The sequence below is a fragment of the Corallococcus sp. AB038B genome (assembly GCF_003668955.1).
GTDB classification, from domain to species: Bacteria; Myxococcota; Myxococcia; order Myxococcales; family Myxococcaceae; genus Corallococcus; species Corallococcus exiguus.
The window spans coordinates 77443-92503 of the sequence record NZ_RAWO01000021.1; the positions used below are offsets into that span (position 1 = coordinate 77443).

General features: G+C 70.0%; 12 protein-coding genes. 10 read left to right on the forward strand and 2 right to left on the reverse strand.

Going from position 1 to position 15061, the window contains the following annotated elements:
* Window positions 1-28 precede the first annotated feature (28 nt).
* Window positions 29-1573, reverse strand: coding sequence for a virulence factor family protein (locus tag D7Y04_RS41590; protein WP_121762943.1), 1545 nt, complete (start codon window positions 1571-1573; stop codon window positions 29-31).
* Window positions 1570-4131 (reverse strand): bifunctional lysylphosphatidylglycerol flippase/synthetase MprF, encoded by a 2562-nt coding sequence (mprF, locus tag D7Y04_RS41595; RefSeq protein WP_233601826.1) that lies wholly within the window; start codon window positions 4129-4131, stop codon window positions 1570-1572. The genes D7Y04_RS41590 and mprF overlap by 4 nt, the downstream gene beginning before the upstream one ends.
* 183 nt (window positions 4132-4314) lie before the next feature.
* Here mprF and D7Y04_RS41600 point away from each other — a divergent pair, with 183 nt between their 5' ends.
* From D7Y04_RS41600 to D7Y04_RS41640, 10 genes are all read left to right on the forward strand, one after another.
* Window positions 4315-5862 (forward strand): FAD-dependent monooxygenase, encoded by a 1548-nt coding sequence (locus D7Y04_RS41600; RefSeq protein ID WP_121762944.1) that lies wholly within the window; start codon window positions 4315-4317, stop codon window positions 5860-5862.
* A 347-nt stretch (window positions 5863-6209) separates the two neighbouring features.
* The gene (locus D7Y04_RS41605; protein WP_120594584.1) at window positions 6210-8387 is read left to right on the forward strand and encodes a methyl-accepting chemotaxis protein; all 2178 of its coding nucleotides are present in this window, start codon (window positions 6210-6212) and stop codon (window positions 8385-8387) included.
* Window positions 8384-8638, forward strand: coding sequence for a hypothetical protein (locus D7Y04_RS41610; RefSeq protein ID WP_233601828.1), 255 nt, complete (start codon window positions 8384-8386; stop codon window positions 8636-8638). Before D7Y04_RS41605 ends, D7Y04_RS41610 begins: the two co-directional genes overlap by 4 nt.
* 9 nt (window positions 8639-8647) lie before the next feature.
* Window positions 8648-8806 carry a hypothetical protein gene (locus tag D7Y04_RS44745; RefSeq protein ID WP_158627683.1) on the forward strand — a complete coding sequence of 53 codons (159 nt, stop codon included), beginning with the start codon at window positions 8648-8650 and terminating at the stop codon, window positions 8804-8806.
* Window positions 8807-8915: 109 nt separating this feature from the next.
* Complete coding sequence (locus tag D7Y04_RS41615) at window positions 8916-9554, forward strand: hemolysin III family protein (protein ID WP_120594586.1); 639 nt, start codon at window positions 8916-8918, stop codon at window positions 9552-9554.
* Between the two features lie 188 nt (window positions 9555-9742).
* Window positions 9743-10480: a DUF6310 domain-containing protein gene (locus D7Y04_RS41620; RefSeq protein WP_370457329.1), complete on the forward strand. Its 738-nt coding sequence runs from the start codon at window positions 9743-9745 to the stop codon at window positions 10478-10480.
* Window positions 10477-11232 carry a DUF5953 family protein gene (locus D7Y04_RS41625; protein ID WP_121762945.1) on the forward strand — a complete coding sequence of 252 codons (756 nt, stop codon included), beginning with the start codon at window positions 10477-10479 and terminating at the stop codon, window positions 11230-11232. Before D7Y04_RS41620 ends, D7Y04_RS41625 begins: the two co-directional genes overlap by 4 nt.
* Before the next feature lie 98 nt (window positions 11233-11330).
* Complete coding sequence (locus tag D7Y04_RS41630) at window positions 11331-12569, forward strand: FAD-dependent oxidoreductase (RefSeq protein ID WP_121762946.1); 1239 nt, start codon at window positions 11331-11333, stop codon at window positions 12567-12569.
* A 131-nt stretch (window positions 12570-12700) separates the two neighbouring features.
* The gene (locus D7Y04_RS41635) at window positions 12701-13489 is read left to right on the forward strand and encodes an SRPBCC family protein (protein WP_121762947.1); all 789 of its coding nucleotides are present in this window, start codon (window positions 12701-12703) and stop codon (window positions 13487-13489) included.
* A gap of 97 nt (window positions 13490-13586) precedes the next feature.
* The gene (locus D7Y04_RS41640; protein WP_121762948.1) at window positions 13587-14888 is read left to right on the forward strand and encodes a sorbosone dehydrogenase family protein; all 1302 of its coding nucleotides are present in this window, start codon (window positions 13587-13589) and stop codon (window positions 14886-14888) included.
* The last annotated feature ends 173 nt before the right edge of the window (window positions 14889-15061 follow it).

Sequence of the window (15061 nt, forward strand, 5' to 3'; positions counted from 1 at the left end):
AGCCGACGAGACCCCAGACTCCGGAGCATCAGGGCAATGCCATACCGAGTTCCCGCAGGACGGCCCGGGTGATGCCAGCGTAGTCCCCGTCGAAGTGATGTCCACCCTTGAGCAGTACGGCCCGCGCACCGGGCACGCCGGACAGCGTGGGGCAGAGGCTGTCGGACAGTTCCTCGTCACCGTAGACGCAGAGCACGGGCGTCCCCTTCAGGGCCTGCACGTCCGGGAGCACCGCGGCCGTGGGCCGGCCCTTGCCGCCGAAGATGTCCGTGACGTGCACCTCGAACTCCGCCTCCTTGCCGGGCGCGAGCAGCACGGCCATCCGCACGCGCTCGCGCAAATCCTCCGGCAGGCGCGCGGCGATGGCCGGCACCACGTCCGCGCCGCGCGAATAGCCCAGCAACACCACGCGCTCCTTGCCCCACGCGGACAGGTAATGGCGCAGCGCTCGGGCCACGTCCGCGGAGGTCTGCTCCGGCGTGCGGCGCTTCCAGAAGTAGCGCAGTGAGTTGAAGCCCACGACGGGGATGCCCTGCGCGGCGAGCGACTCGGAGACCGTCTGGTCCAGGCTGGCCCAGCCGCCATCGCCGGTGACGAAGAGCGCCAGCGTGTCGCCCGGGACATCCGACGTCGCGGGGACCTCCACCAGCGGCAGGCCCTCCACCGACGTGTCCCCGGAGAGCCCCTGGGTGCCCGCGTCTGGAGGCGACGCTGGCGTGGAGACCGGCGGCAGCGCTTCCGATGGGAGCGGCGCGGCGGCGGCATCATGCGCGGCCAGCAGCGCCCCCTGCCATGCATCCACCGGCATGCGGGCCAGGCCCGGCCCCGGCACCGTCAGCACGCGGGCCGTCGTCAGCGAGCGGGTGAAGTCGTGCGCGGCCTTCACCGGATGGGCCGGATCATGCTCCGCGCCAAGCAGCACCCACGGTTGATTCAGCGCACGCGCCGGGGCCAGCCGCTCGCGCCTGTCCTTGTCCGCGCGTGAGCGCACGAGCCCCGCGCCCGGACAGAAGGCCACGGAGGTCGTCACCTCCGGCGTGAAGTCCACGCTCACCGCGCCCCGGAACGTGCCCGGAGGAGCTTGGGCCAGCGCCGCGTAGGCCAGCGCCGCACCCGTGCCGTCCCCCACGAGGACGGGGTGCAGGTACTCGGGCAGCTCCGCGTGCCGCTGGTAGCCCTGGCTCAGGACCTCCAGGTCGCCCGCCGGGTACGCGCACCGGGTGCCCTTCTCCAAAGCGCGCAGATAGGCCCCTGCGTCCACCCCGAGCACCAGCGCGCCGTGCGCGGCCAGCGCCGTGGACAGCTCCAGCGCCCTGCCCTTTTCCGCGGTCCCATCCGCCAGGAGGAGCACCACCGTCCCGGGCCTCCCCGGGGGCGTCACCACCGTGACGTGGCCAAAGCGGCCACCGATGTGCCGCGTCTCCACGCGCGGAGCGACGGGAGGCTGGGGCACGGGGATCGCCACCGGGGCCGGAGCGACGGAGGGCGCCGCGCACGTGCGCGACCACGGGATGAGCGCCAGCGCCAGCACGAGCACGGCCCCCACCAGGAACCACTTCGCGCGCGTCCTCATCTCGCCACCACCCCGCCCAGCCCGCGCGACACCAGCGACGCCACGCCCGCGAGCACGCCCGGCAGCGCGAGCCCGCCCGGCGAGGCCAGGTAGCGCGGCGCCCAGTCCGGACGGAACTTCTCCTTGTACTGGCGCAGTCCCTGGAAGTTGTAGAAGTGCTCACCGTGCCGGAACAGGAGCGCGCCCAGCCGGTTCCACATGGGCGCGAGCGCGCGTGCCTCGAAGCCGCTGAAGGGCGCCATGCCCAGGTTGAAGCGCAGGAAGCCCTGCCCCCGGCCCCACAGCATCAGCGACGTGAAGAGGAAGTCCATGGCCCCATGGGGACTTCCCGGCTGGTAGCGCATGAGGTCCACGCTCAGCTCCTCCTTCGTGTCCGGAGCCCACACGTTGGCGAAGCCCATGAGCACGTCGTTCCTGCGCACCAGCGCCACCGGCCCCTGCTCCAGGTAGCGCGGGGAGAAACAGCCCAGGCTGAAGCCCTTCTCACGCGTGTGCTTCTCCGCGAGCCACGCGTCGGAGATGGCTCGCAGCTGCGGCACCAGCTCCGGCACGGCCTCGCGCGGTTGAACCTCGAAGGTCCAGCCCTCGCGCTCCATGCGGTGCATGCCGTGGCGCAGGCCCCGGCGCTCCGGCCCTTCCAGGTTGAAGTCCTGGAGCGGAACGGTGGCCTCCTCGCCCAGCTTGAGCAGTGTGAGCCCCAGGTCCAGGTAGCGCGGCAGCGCGCCCGGCCCCACCTGGTAGAAGCACGCCCAGCCGTGGTGCCGGTCCGCCATTTCGAGGAAGCGCCACGCCAGCTCCGTCGCCGCGTCCGGCGGTCCCACCGGGTCGCCCATGGACACCCACGCGCGCCCCGACACGCCGTACATGAGGAACGCGGTGCTCGCGTCGTTGAGCAGCAGGGACTTGTCCCCCACCAGCGCCAGCGAGGCCATGGACTCCGGGGCGCTCGCCACCAGGGGACGCACCCGCTGCAGCTCCTCCACCGTCGGCGGATGTGTGCGCGGCGTCGCCGGTCGCAGGAGCGCGGCCAGCCCCGCCACGATGGTCGCCCCCAGCACGCCCACGCTGGCACGCAGGAAGCGCGGTGCGTTGCCTGAGAAGGCGAAGTGCCACCAGAGGTCGTTGCGATACTCGACGTGCCGGTAGGAGAAGAACCCCAGCCACACCGACGCGCCCACCACCGCCACCGTGGCCAGGAGCCACCCGGGGCTGAAGGCCTCCGCGAACAGCGACGTGTGCCGGTAGAACTGCTGATGGAACGGTGCCAGCGCCGCGGCCAGGACGAGCAGCAGCGTGGCCTCCTCGTAGTCCACGCCCTTCACCACGGAGAACACCGCGCCCGCCACCAGCAGCACCTGCGTCAGCACATAGGCCGCGTCCAGGCGCCGCTGGAGCCCGTGAGCGAGCAGGAGCAGCGACACGCCCACCAGACTGCCCAGCAGGTGCGACACCTCCAGGAGCGGCAGGGGCACCAGCCGGCGGAGCAGCGCCAGCCGCTCGGCGACGGGCGGCGTCGCGCCAGAGAAGAGCAGCACCATGCCCGCCACGAACGCCACCGCCGACGCGGCCCACGGAACCACCGGCGCGAACGAGCTGTGCACCACCTTCGCCAGCCGCGTGAGGTGGTGACGGCGCTGGAGCAACTCATGTCCCGCGAGCAGCAGCGCCGCCACCGTGAAGGGCAGCAGGTAGTAGACGAGCCGGTACACGAGCAGCACGCCCACGACCTGCGGCGCGGGCACGCGGGGCGTGAGCGCGGAGAGCATCACCGTCTCGAAGACGCCCAGGCCCGCGGGCACCTGGCTGGCGATGCCCGCCAACTGCGCCAGCGCGAACAGCGCCGTGAGCGACGGCAGCGACACGCTGTCCGGGGGTAGCAGCACCCACAGCACCGCCGCCGCCAGCGCCCAGTCCCCGCACGACACCACCAACTGGGCCAGCGCCCGCGCGGGCGTGGGCAGCGTCCACTCCAGGCCGCGAATCCGCAGCGGCTTGCGCACGGTGGCGCATGCCACGAAGTAGCCCACGAGCAGCAAAACCAGCGCGGCCCCCACTCCGTGCGCCACGGACGTGGACAGGGACAGCACCCCACCCCCGCCCTCCAGGAGCAATGACGCGCCGGTGACGGCGGCCAGGCCCAGCCAGAAGGTGAGCGCGTTGAACGCGGACACCCGCGCGACGTCCAACGCGGTGAGCCCCCACGCGGAATACAGCCGGTAGCGCACCGACCCGCCACTCAGGAACGACGCGCCCAGGTTGTGCCCGAAGGCGTAGCCCACGAAGGACGTGAACCCCACGCGCGAATAGGGAATCCGGTGCCCCGCGTGCCCCAACGCCAGCACGTCGTACAGCGTGAGCGCCGCGTAGTTCACGACCGTCACGGCCAGGGCCAGGAGGATGCGACTCGCCGTCACGGCCGCGAGCCCCGCGCTCACGTCCTCGCGGCGGTAGTGCGACAGCTCGCGGTGCAGCACGTACGCCGCCACGCACAGCAGCAGCAATGGCAGTGCAGTGGTGAGGACTCTCTGGACCTTCGACATGCCAGGAGGACGCAGCATCCGGCGTGCCATGCATCAGGAGGAGAAGACGCGGGGGCAGGCCTCCGCCCGAAAGGCCCCAGCTGGGGCAATTCGCCCCACCTTCCCGGGAGGACCAGGCAGGCATCGCTCCCCTGGCGCGACCGTGCCGGAATGACTGCGTTAGCGTGGATGAGAACTCAACACCCGAGCCAGGAAGACACCTTGGTCTACGACGTGATCATCGCGGGGGCCGGCCCGGTTGGCCTGTTCCTGGCCTGCGAGCTGCGGCTCGCGAAGCGCACCGTGCTGGTGCTTGAACAAGCGGAGGATCCGCACTCCCCCCTGAAGCGACTCCCGTTTGGAAGGCGAGGACTCTGGGGCCCCAGCATCGAAGCGTTCCACCGGCGCGGACTGCTGGAAGCCATCGCGTCGAACCCTCGTTCCAACGCGGATGCCCGTGGCCAACCGAGCCCCGGCTCCATGGCATCCAGCGCACAGCTGCGCGGGCCGGCCGGCCACTTCGCGGGCATCCCGTTCGAATACAGCAATGTCGATTCGACGCGCTGGACGTACCGGCTCCCCGGCCCGGCCGACATGCAACTGGGAAGCGAAACGGCGCATCTCGAGCGCGTCCTCGCCGCTCACGCACACGCCCTGGGCGTGGAGCTCCATCGTGGCCAGGGTGTCGAAGGCTTCGAGGCTTCGGACGAGGAGGTGATTGTCCATGCCGGTGGGCAACGTTTTCGCGCGCGTTGGCTCGTGGGGTGCGATGGCGGCCGCAGCACCGTCCGCAAGCAAGGGGGCTTCGAGTTCGTGGGGACCGGACCTGAGCTCACGGGCTATTCGGTCCAGGCCGAGTTCGCCGACCCGGAAAAGCTCCGCCTGGGCCGTCATTACACGCCGACCGGGATGTACACCCAGTGGCAGCCCGGGGTGATCGCGATGACCGACTTCGACGGCGGCGCCGCCCATCGCACCCAAGCGCTCACCCTCGAGCACGTGCAAGCCGTCTTGCGACGCGTGTCCTGCACGGATGTGACCGTCCAGGCGTTGCACCTCGCCTCGACCTGGACCGACCGCTCGCAGCAGGCCACGACCTACCGCAAGGGACGGGTGCTGCTGGCGGGCGACTCCGCGCACATTCATTCACCCCTGGGCGGACAGGGCCTGAACCTCGGACTCGGGGACGCCATGAACCTCGGGTGGAAGCTCGCGGCGACCCTCCGAGGCGACGCCCCCGAGGGCCTGCTCGACAGCTACACCCAGGAGCGGCATCCCGTGGGGGCGCGCATCCTCGATTGGACGCGGGCCCAGGTCGCGCTGATGCGACCCAGCCCCCACTCCCGCGCGCTCGAAGCCATCCTTCGCGACGTGCTCGACACGCGCGACGGCGCGACCTACTTCGCTGAACGTCTCTGGGGCGTGTCCCTCCGCTACGACTTCGGCGAGCCACACCCGTTGGTGGGCCGCAGCTGCCCGGACTTCGAGTGGGAGGACGGAGAGCGGCTCGGCACCCGGCTCCGGGATGGAACCGGGCTGCTGTTGGACTTCGGCCGGCACGCGTCGCTGCAAGCGCTGGATGGCCGCTGGGGCGACCAGGTCCGGTACGTGGCCAGCGACGTCAGGAATCGCCTGGGACTGAGCGCGGTGCTCGTGCGTCCGGATGGGTTCGTGGCCTGGGCGAGCGATACGACCCCCAATCCCGAGGAGCTCACCCGAGCCGCGGCCAGGTGGTTCACACCCCGCGAGCACCGTGCATCCCTGTACTGAAGCCACGCATGGGACCTGGGTACAGGCGGACCAGGAGTCCGTCCTCGCACCGTCGCAGGCGGCACCATGCCGGGCCCTCGCAAGCCCGTCCCCCTTCGGGACACACGGGCCCGCCACGCCCGGAAGCCATGGTGCCCCAGAGGAGCAGCGAACCTCCGGGGTAGGGTTCCGACACAGGACCGGGCGTCACGCCGATTCTGAGAACAATTTCATGTTTTACGATTCTATCCGGTCCGCTCCGTCTGTTTTGTGAACAGCGCGTGAAACGCAGCGGCCGGAGGCACGGCGGGGAGGCATGAGGGACCCATTTTACTTTTGACCCCCTCGCGCTGGAGCATGTGTCTCGAATGCGTCGCTCCCGTGTCTTCGCTCTCGACTTACAGCTCCGGCTCACTCCCTTCCGCGGCTCCCGGAAGGCCCTCTTCTCGCGGCTCGCGGGCGTGGGGGCCGTGCTGCTGATGCTCCTCGCGTTCGCGCCCGCCGCCCGGGCGGAGGCCTCTGGGACAACGGCCGCCCAGCCCGCGCTCGACGGGTGGCGCTATCGCTGGGGAGACTCGCCGCTGGGGCCTGACGGCGCCCCCACGTGGGCGACGGAGCCGGAGGACGCGGCGGGCTGGCAGGCCATGACCGCGCTCCAGGAACCGCCGGGCCGCGGGACGAACACCTTCCTCTGGCTGAGCATCCCCGTGCCCCAGGGCCCGTGGCTGGAGCCCGCCCTCTTCCTGGGCAACGTGGCCAACGCCTTCGAGGTCTACGCCGACGGCCAGCGCGTCCACGCCAGCGGGACGCTGGCCCCCGACGGCCAGGAGATCATGGAGAACATGGTCTGGCACCTGGTGCCCGTGCCGCCCGCGTCCATGGGCCATCGCGTGCTCCTGCGCATCCAGGCGCATGGGCCCGCCATCGGCGTCACGCGCGACGCGAAGGTGGGCTCGCGCCAGGAGCTGCTTGCGGAGGTGACGCGCCTGGGACTGGCGCCCTTCGTCATGGGGACGCTGCTGGTGGGCATTGGCGCGGTGTCGCTGTTCGCCGCCCTCCTGCGCCGCCAGGGGCGGATGCTCGCCGCGCTGACCGTGTTCTCCGCGGGCTCGGGCGCGCTGCTGCTGGGCTCCAGCGGCCTGTTCCCGGCGCTCTGGGGCAAGGCGGCCACCGGCAGCGTCCTCACGCTGCTGGGCTCGTACGCCATCCTGCCCGCCCTGGCGTGGTTCATCTCCGATACGGTGGGCACGGACAAGCTGCGCTGGTTCCGCCGGGGCGCGGCGGTAGTCACCGTGCCGGCCATCCTCCAGGCGATCATCGTGGTGATGGACCTGGGCTCCGCATGGCGGCTGCTGTCCGCCTTCATCCTCTACTCGCTGCCCGGACTGCTGGTGTGCGTGGGGGTCGCGGTGGTCGAGGCCTTCAAGGGGAACAAGGACGCGCGCATCTTCGTCGCGGGCCTGGGGGTCCTCACCTTCGTGCTCCTGCTCAGCACCCTGCCAATGCTGGGCCTGATGGAGGCTACCGAAAGCCAGGTGCACTGGGGCTTCTTCGCGCTCACGCTGTCGCTCGTGGCCATCGTGGCGCGGCGTTCCGCGGAGGTGGTGCGCTCGCTGGCGGAGTACACGCACCAGTTGGACGCGCGCCGCAAGGACGTGCGCCTGCTGGCCGAGGGCATGGGACGCGGCGCGGACGAGCTCGCCGCCGTCGTGCAGCAGCTGCACACCTCCAGCGAGGAGCAGACGGTGGGCATCAGCCGTCAGGCCGCCGCGCTGCGAGAGCTGGAGCAGACGGTGGAGGAGATCCGCCAGGGCTCGCACCTGACGGCGGACAAGGCGCGGGTGCTCGCGGCGTCCGCGGAGAGCGCGGAGGCGGTGGGGCGCGAGGGCGGCGCCGCCCTGGAGCGCACGCTGACGGACCTGGCCGCCATCCGCACGGAGGTGTCGGGGATGGCCTCGCGCATCCTCGCGCTCGACGAGCGCACCCGCGAGGTGTCCAGCATCGTCGACGACGTGAAGACGCTGGCGGACCAGTCCAACATGCTGGCCATCAACGCGGCCATCGAGGCGGTGCGCAACGGCGACAGCGGCAAGGGCTTTGGCGTGGTGGCCAAGGAGATGCGCCGGCTGGCGGACCAGTCCATCCGCGCCACCGAGCGCATCCGCGACGTGCTCGACGGCGTGAGCATGAGCATGCGCGAGGCCGCGCAGATGAGCGAACAGGGCGAGGCGCGCGTGCAGGTGAGCCTGGACGCCGTCCGCGGCTCCGGAGCGCAGCTGCAGAAGCTGACGAGCATCATCGGAGACACCACCGGCAGCGTGAGGCAGATCACCCAGGCCGTGGCGCAGCAGGACTCGGGCACGCATCAGATTGCCCAGGCCATCCAGGAGCTGTCCGGCCAGATGCAGCGCACGCTCCAGGCCGTGGAGGAGACGCGCACCGTCACGCACTCCGTGCAGACGTTGGCGGAGGTCATGTCGGGCGCCGCGAGCAAGGCGATCCGCTCCGGCACATTGGACGACCAGCAGAAGCCCGCGGCGGCGTGAAGCCCGGGCCCGGCCCGGCTACACTCCGGGCCATGGTGCCCCTGACCGACCACTCCGGGCTGTCCCCCGAGCGGCGCGCCGCCCTGGAGCGGCAGCTCGCGCCGCTCACGCTGCTCCAGGACGTGGTCCGCTGGGGCTTCGCGAGTACCCCGCCGCGCGACGTGGCGGCGGTGGTGGTCCAGGACGAGTTCACCCACGACGTGGTGCTGCCCTGGGAAGAAGAGCGCTACCTCGTCTTCGACACCACCTGACTGGGCGGAGTGAATTCGGTCTCCGTGTGGGACCGCTGCCCTACCGCTGATGAGCTGCTGGACGCGAGGCTGCGCGCCGGCTGGACGCCCACGCCGACGAGCACCGTCGACGGGGACGTCATCCTGGGCCACGCCGCGTGCCGGGTGCCGGCCAGGGCCGCGCGCTGACGTCCCGGCGACACTCCCCCGGGGCCATGCGTGGAGAACGCGACGCCCTGGGCGAAAAGGCGCGCGGGCGCTGACGAAGCCATGACGTGCGGGAAGTACGAGCACCGCCATGGAAGAGAGTCTGAAGCCCCGGTTGCGCGGCCTGTCCCACGTCATCGCGTTCGTGGCGGCGCTAGTGGGCTGCGTGAGGATGGCGCAACTGCCGGTGCACGGCGTGCAGTACGCGGCGAACCTGGTGTTTGGCGGCAGCATGGTGCTGATGTTCGGAGTGAGTGGGGGCTACCACTGGCCCACCTGGAGCGCGGCGACGTACCAGCGGATCCGCCGGTTCGACCACGCGGCCATCTTCATCCTCATCGCGGGGAGCTTCACGCCGCTGGCGACGCTGGACCCCATGGGGGGCCTGAGCCAGCAGCTGCTCTGGGTGATGTGGGGAGCGGCGCTGACGGGAGCCACGCTGACGCTCGCGGGCATCTCCGCGTCGCGAGGCCTGCGCTCGGGGCTCTACGTGGCGCTGGGCTGCGTGGCGGCCCCGGTGTTCTGGAACCTGCCCGGGGTGATGGGCCAGGGCCGCGTGGGCTGGCTCTTCTTCGGGGCCATGCTCTACGCAGTGGGCGCCGTGGTGTATGCGCGCCGGTGGCCGGATCCCATCCCCCACGTCTTCGGCTACCACGAGGTGTTCCACGTCATGGTCGTCGCCGCGGCCGCCACGCACTACGCTGTACTGCTGGACTTCGTGGGGCGGTAACCGTGGCCATGCGTTTGCGCGCGTGCATCGCAATTCTGCTGTTCATTTCGGGCTGTGCCGCGACGGAGCCCATTACGAGGGAGCCTGCGGCACGCGGCCGACGCAGTGCCAACCTCCAGCGAGCGGCGGCGCTGCCCTGGAGGGACGGCGGGCGATGCGTCGTTCGCGAAGCGTCCGAGCCTTGGCCCGTGCTGGTGGAGCGGTGCTATCCGGCGCTCGACCAGGACCGGGTCGAGTTCCACGACACCACGGGAAGATGCACGGTCGCCTCCGCTGACGCCGCGACCCTGGGACTCGGGCTCTGTGTGCTGGCGGCTCCTGAGATTGCCGTGGGAGCCGTGATCGTCCTGGGCGTGGTGGTGGTCGCCGTCGCCATCAAGGAGGAGTTTGATGCGTATGAGCTCCGTCACCTCTATCCCGAGGAAACAGGAGCCTCGCGAGGAACGAAGGTGGCGCCCCGGGAAGCCGTAGCGAAGCGGAAGCCCGAGTTGGAGCCGGAGCCAGCGGGGAAGAACTGGAAGCCCCCGGTGCCCCCCGTGCCCGTGGACCGGACACGACGCGCCAGTTGTGAGCCGGTTCCAGTACCTCGCGCATCCAAGGATGGGCCACACAACGAGTGCGCCGACAGGTTCCCCCCGAACCGTTATCCCGGAATGGACGTGAGCGTGGGCGGGGTGCGCTTCGATGCGCTGCAAGTCGGCGCGTGGGTGCTCTGGGAAATCAAGACCCACCAGTTTGATTCATACAACATCTTCGTTCAGGGCCGCGAAATCGAAGACGAAATCAAACAATTGACCAAGGAGCGCGACATCGCATGGGCCTGTGGATATGAGTTCTTAGTTGGAGTGAGCACTGAAGCGCACAAGCTCGCCCTGCTCACGCAGGACTCCACCTTCAAGGTCGTTGTCACTGGGTGTAAAAGATGACCGCTCAAGGCCCCCTCCTTCTCAATATCTACGCGCCTGCGCTTGTGGGTGGCGACAACCGCACGCTCGCGACTGTCCACGGCCTGGAACGCGCGTTGCCCGGATTGCGCCTGGACTGGAGAGTGACGGAGAAGCGACAGCTTGCTGTCGTGCCCCAGCGCGATGCGTGGTTGACCCAGGAGGCAGCGCGTGGCGGGTTCCCTTTTATATGTAACGGTGACGAGCGTTATCCCGTGATGATTTCCGGGCACAATCGATCCGTGTCTGCAAGCCCTCGCGGCGAGCCGCAATCCCAGCTCCATGCGAAGCTGCCCCTGGACGCGGCCGTAATCTCGGCAGCGGCGAATGTGCTTGAAGCCGTGGCGGAGGGTGCACACGCATTCTGGGGACAAGCAACGCCAGACGGAGCCGCACTGGACATCGCGTATCAGACCGCCCCCACGCTGGAAGGACCACCGTCTCCACGTCGGGGGTTGCCCGCCCTGAAGCTCTTCGAGCACATCCGCTCGCCCGAGATTCCTTATTACCTCGGGTGGCTGAACTACTGGTCGGATGCCGCCGCACGAGCCATCGGGTTCCCGGATCCTGCTCGCGATACAGAATTGCTCTCACGATCGCGGCGCACGGCGACGGGCGGTTGGATCGTGCAGCTCACCGAGGCGCCCCTCGACCTGGACGACCCCGCCCATCTGGAAGCGCTCAAGCGGGCCTACGAGCGCTTCCCGGAAATCGGCGGGCGCGAGGTGCCGTGAACTGCGTGATGAGTGTCGGACACCGCACGGCGCATCGGCCGCCACTCCAGGTGCCACGCCCCATAGCGGGATGAACCCTTCCTCGAGGAGGCACCACCATGGCCGACCCGACGCTCACCACACAGTGCTGCATCGCGGGCGGAGGGCCGGCGGGAATGATGCTGGGGCTGCTGCTGGCCCGGGCCGGAGTGGAGGTGGCGGTGCTGGAGAAGCACGCGGACTTCCTCCGCGACTTCCGGGGCGACACGCTCCACCCGTCCACGCTGGAGCTGATGCACGAGCTGGGCTGGCTGGACGAACTGCTCGCCCTTCCCCACTCGAAGATGTTGGACCTGCGCTTCCAGGTCGGCGAACACGAGGTCACCGTGGGGGACTTCCGCCACCTCCCCACGCACGCGCGCTATCTGGCCTTCATGCCGCAGTGGGACCTGCTCGACTTCATCGCGCGCAAGGCCGCCATGTACCCGACCTTCCAGCTCCTCCGCCGCACGGAGGTGACAGACCTCAAGCGAGACCATGACCAGGTCGTCGGTGTCCATGCGCGAACGCCCGAAGGTCCGCTGGAGGTGCGCGCATCGCTGGTGGTAGCGGCGGACGGCCGGAAGTCCACGCTGCGTCAGCAGTCCGGCCTGGAGGTCCAGAACCTGGGCGCTCCCATGGACGTGCTCTGGTTCCGCGTGTCGCGCAGACCTGACGATCCCAACCCACCCCTGGGCCACTTCGAGCGCGGAGCGCTCTTCCTGCTCATCAACCGGGGCGACCAGTGGCAGTGCGGCCGGGTCATCCCCAAGGGCGGCATCGCGTCCGTCCAGGCGCGCGGCCTGGAGTCCTTCCGGGCCGAACTCGTGAAGCAGGCGCCGTTCCTCGCCGACCGCGCCGGTGAAATCCGAAGCTGGGACGACGTGAAGCTGCTGACCGTACGGGTGGATCGGCTGCGCACCTGGTACCAACCCGGCCTGCTGTGCATTGGCGACGCGGCGCACGCCATGTCGCCCGTGGGCGGCGTGGGCATCAACCTGGCGGTGCAGGATGCCGTGGCCACCGCCAACCTGCTCGCGGGCCCCCTGCTCGCCCGCCGTGTCACGACCGAGGACCTGCGCCGCGTCCAGCAGCGCCGCGAGTTCCCCACCCGTCTCACCCAGCGAGCGCAGGTGCTCATCCAGAACCGCGTGGTGGACGCGGCGCTCCGGAAGCGCGCCTTCAGCAACGGCCGGCTGCCCCTGAGCCTCCAGTTGGTGAAGCGCATCCCCGCGCTGCGCCGCATCCCCGCGCGCCTGATTGGCCTGGGCGTGCGCCCCGAACACATCCACACGCCGGCCGCTTCACCCCTTCACTGAGGACCGCCGGAGCGCTGGTTCCCCCGCCCCAGCTCCAGGCACGGTTGTCCCAGCGCATCCCGGCCCAAAGCTTCGCGGGAAGTGCCTGACGCCCGTGCAACACCCTCCTGCGCGTCAGGCCAGGAGGAACCATGACGAGCTCACGAACGACAGCTCTGCGGGAAGTCCGCTCCCAGGCCACCGAGGAACTCCGCTCGGGCCAATGGAAGCTGACCGCCGCGGTGGTGGTCGCGGGAACAATGATGTCCGTGGGGATGAAACGTCGCTCGCTCGGGGGCACGGTGGTGGCCCTGGCGGGCGGCGCCGTGCTCTATGGGGGCCTGCAATCCCAGCGGCGTGCGCTCTCCTCGATCGCTCGGAAGGCCCGCCGCGCATTGACAGGCAAGGAAGCGCGGCATGGACAGCTCATCGAAGTGGAGCACACGCTCACGGTGGGACGTCCGGTGGAGGAGCTCTACCGCCTGTGGCGTGAACCCTCCACGCTGAGCCGCCTGATGGAGCACTTCGCGGAAGTCACTCCCACGGCCGGTGACGGCCGGCACTTTCGGATCCACGGACCGCTGGGACGCGAGGTGAGCTGGGACTCGCGCCTCGTGGAGGAACGCGCGCCGGAGTTCCACAGCTGGGAGTCCACGGAGGACAGCCCCGTGAAGACGCGAGGGTGGGTGCGCTTCCGGCCCGCTCCGAATGGCGGCACGGAGGTGACGTTGCACCAGGCCTTCTCGCCTCCGGGCGGCGCGCTGGGCGAGGCGCTGGCGAAGCGGATGCGCGGCGTCCCCGCCATGCAGGTGAGGAAGGTGCTGCGCAGCTTCAAGAGCCTGGCAGAGACCGGGGAGATTCCCACCGAGGACGCGCCGAAGGGCTACGGGTACTTCAAGCAGAAGGTGGATGGCTACGTGCGGAACGTGTTCACTTCTTGAGCAGCAGGCGTCCTGCCCTTCCCACAACTCAACACCCGTGCGAGGGGCGGATCCGTCCGTCATCGCCGGACAGCGAGGAGGCCCCTAGAGGAAGGGCATGACCGTCTTCCTCCGAGCCTCCTTCTGCGTGGGCGCCGCGCTGTTCCTGACGAACTGCGCGCACCGCTCCACTCCCGACACCTCCACGAAGGCGCCCGCGCTGCCCGCACCCGACCCCGGCTTCAAGGTGGAGCGGTACAGCACGGTCGTCGGCTGGCCGGAAGGCAAGCGCCCCACGGCCCCGGAAGGCTTCGAGGTGACGCGCTACGCGGACGGCCTGCGCAACCCGCGCTGGACCTACGTACTGCCCAACGGCGACGTCCTGGTGGCCGAGGCCAGCTCCGAGTTCAAGAGCGAGCAGGACAAGGAGGACTCCATCGAGTCCGGCAAGGTGCGCTCACAGAACCTGGGCCACAGCGCCAACCGCATCACGCTGCTGCGCGACGCGGACCGCGACGGCACGCCGGAGGTCCGCGAGGTGTTCCTGGAGGGCGTGAAGCAGCCGCTGGGCATGCTGCTGTTGGGCGACCTCTTCTACGTGGCCGGCACGGATGCCGTCTGGCGCTACCCATACACGGCCGGTGAGACGTCGCTGAAGGCCCCCGGTGAGAAGCTCCTGGAGCTGCCCGCGGGCGGCTACAACAACCACTGGACGCGCAACCTGCTGGCCAACGCGGACGGTTCGAAGCTCTACGTGTCCGTGGGCTCCGCGAGCAACATGGCCGAGCACGGCCTGAAGGAGGAGGAGCGCCGCGCCAACATCCTGGAGATCAACCCGGACGGCACCGGCGAACGCATCTACGCGAGCGGCCTGCGCAACCCCGTGGGCATGGGCTGGGCCCCGGGCACGCGCACGCTGTGGACGGCGGTGAACGAGCGCGACAACCTGGGCGAGGACTTGGTGCCGGACTACCTCACGCACGTGGAGGACGGCGGGTTCTACGGCTGGCCCTACGCGTACTTCGGAGCGAACGAGGACCCGCGCCTGGCGGGACAGCGGCCGGACCTGGTGGCGAAGACGCTGGTGCCGGACGTGCCCCTGGGCTCCCACACCGCGTCGCTGGGCCTGGCGTTCTACGAGGCCCAGGCGTTCCCGGAGAAGTACCGGGGCGGAGCGTTCATCGGGCAGCACGGCTCGTGGAACCGCGCGGAGCTGTCTGGCTACAAGGTCGTGTTCGTGCCGTTCAAGGACGGGAGGCCCTCCGGTCCGCCGGAGGACTTCCTCACGGGCTTCATCACCGACACGGCCCAGGCCCGGGTGCACGGCCGGCCGGTGGGCGTCACGGTGCTGCCGGACGGCGCGTTGCTGGTCGCGGATGACGCCAGCAACACGCTGTGGAAGGTGACCGCGAAGCGCTGAAGGGCAATGCCTACAACGGTGATCACGACGGTTGAGGCGGGTAGCAGCAGTAGGCGAACCAGGCCGCTGCGTCCTGTGGCCTCACGGATGCAAGTGCCTCTCGCATTGCTTCGCGGAGGGCCACATGCGTGCGGGCGCCGATGGCCCGCATGCGCGTCTTGACCTTCAGCCAG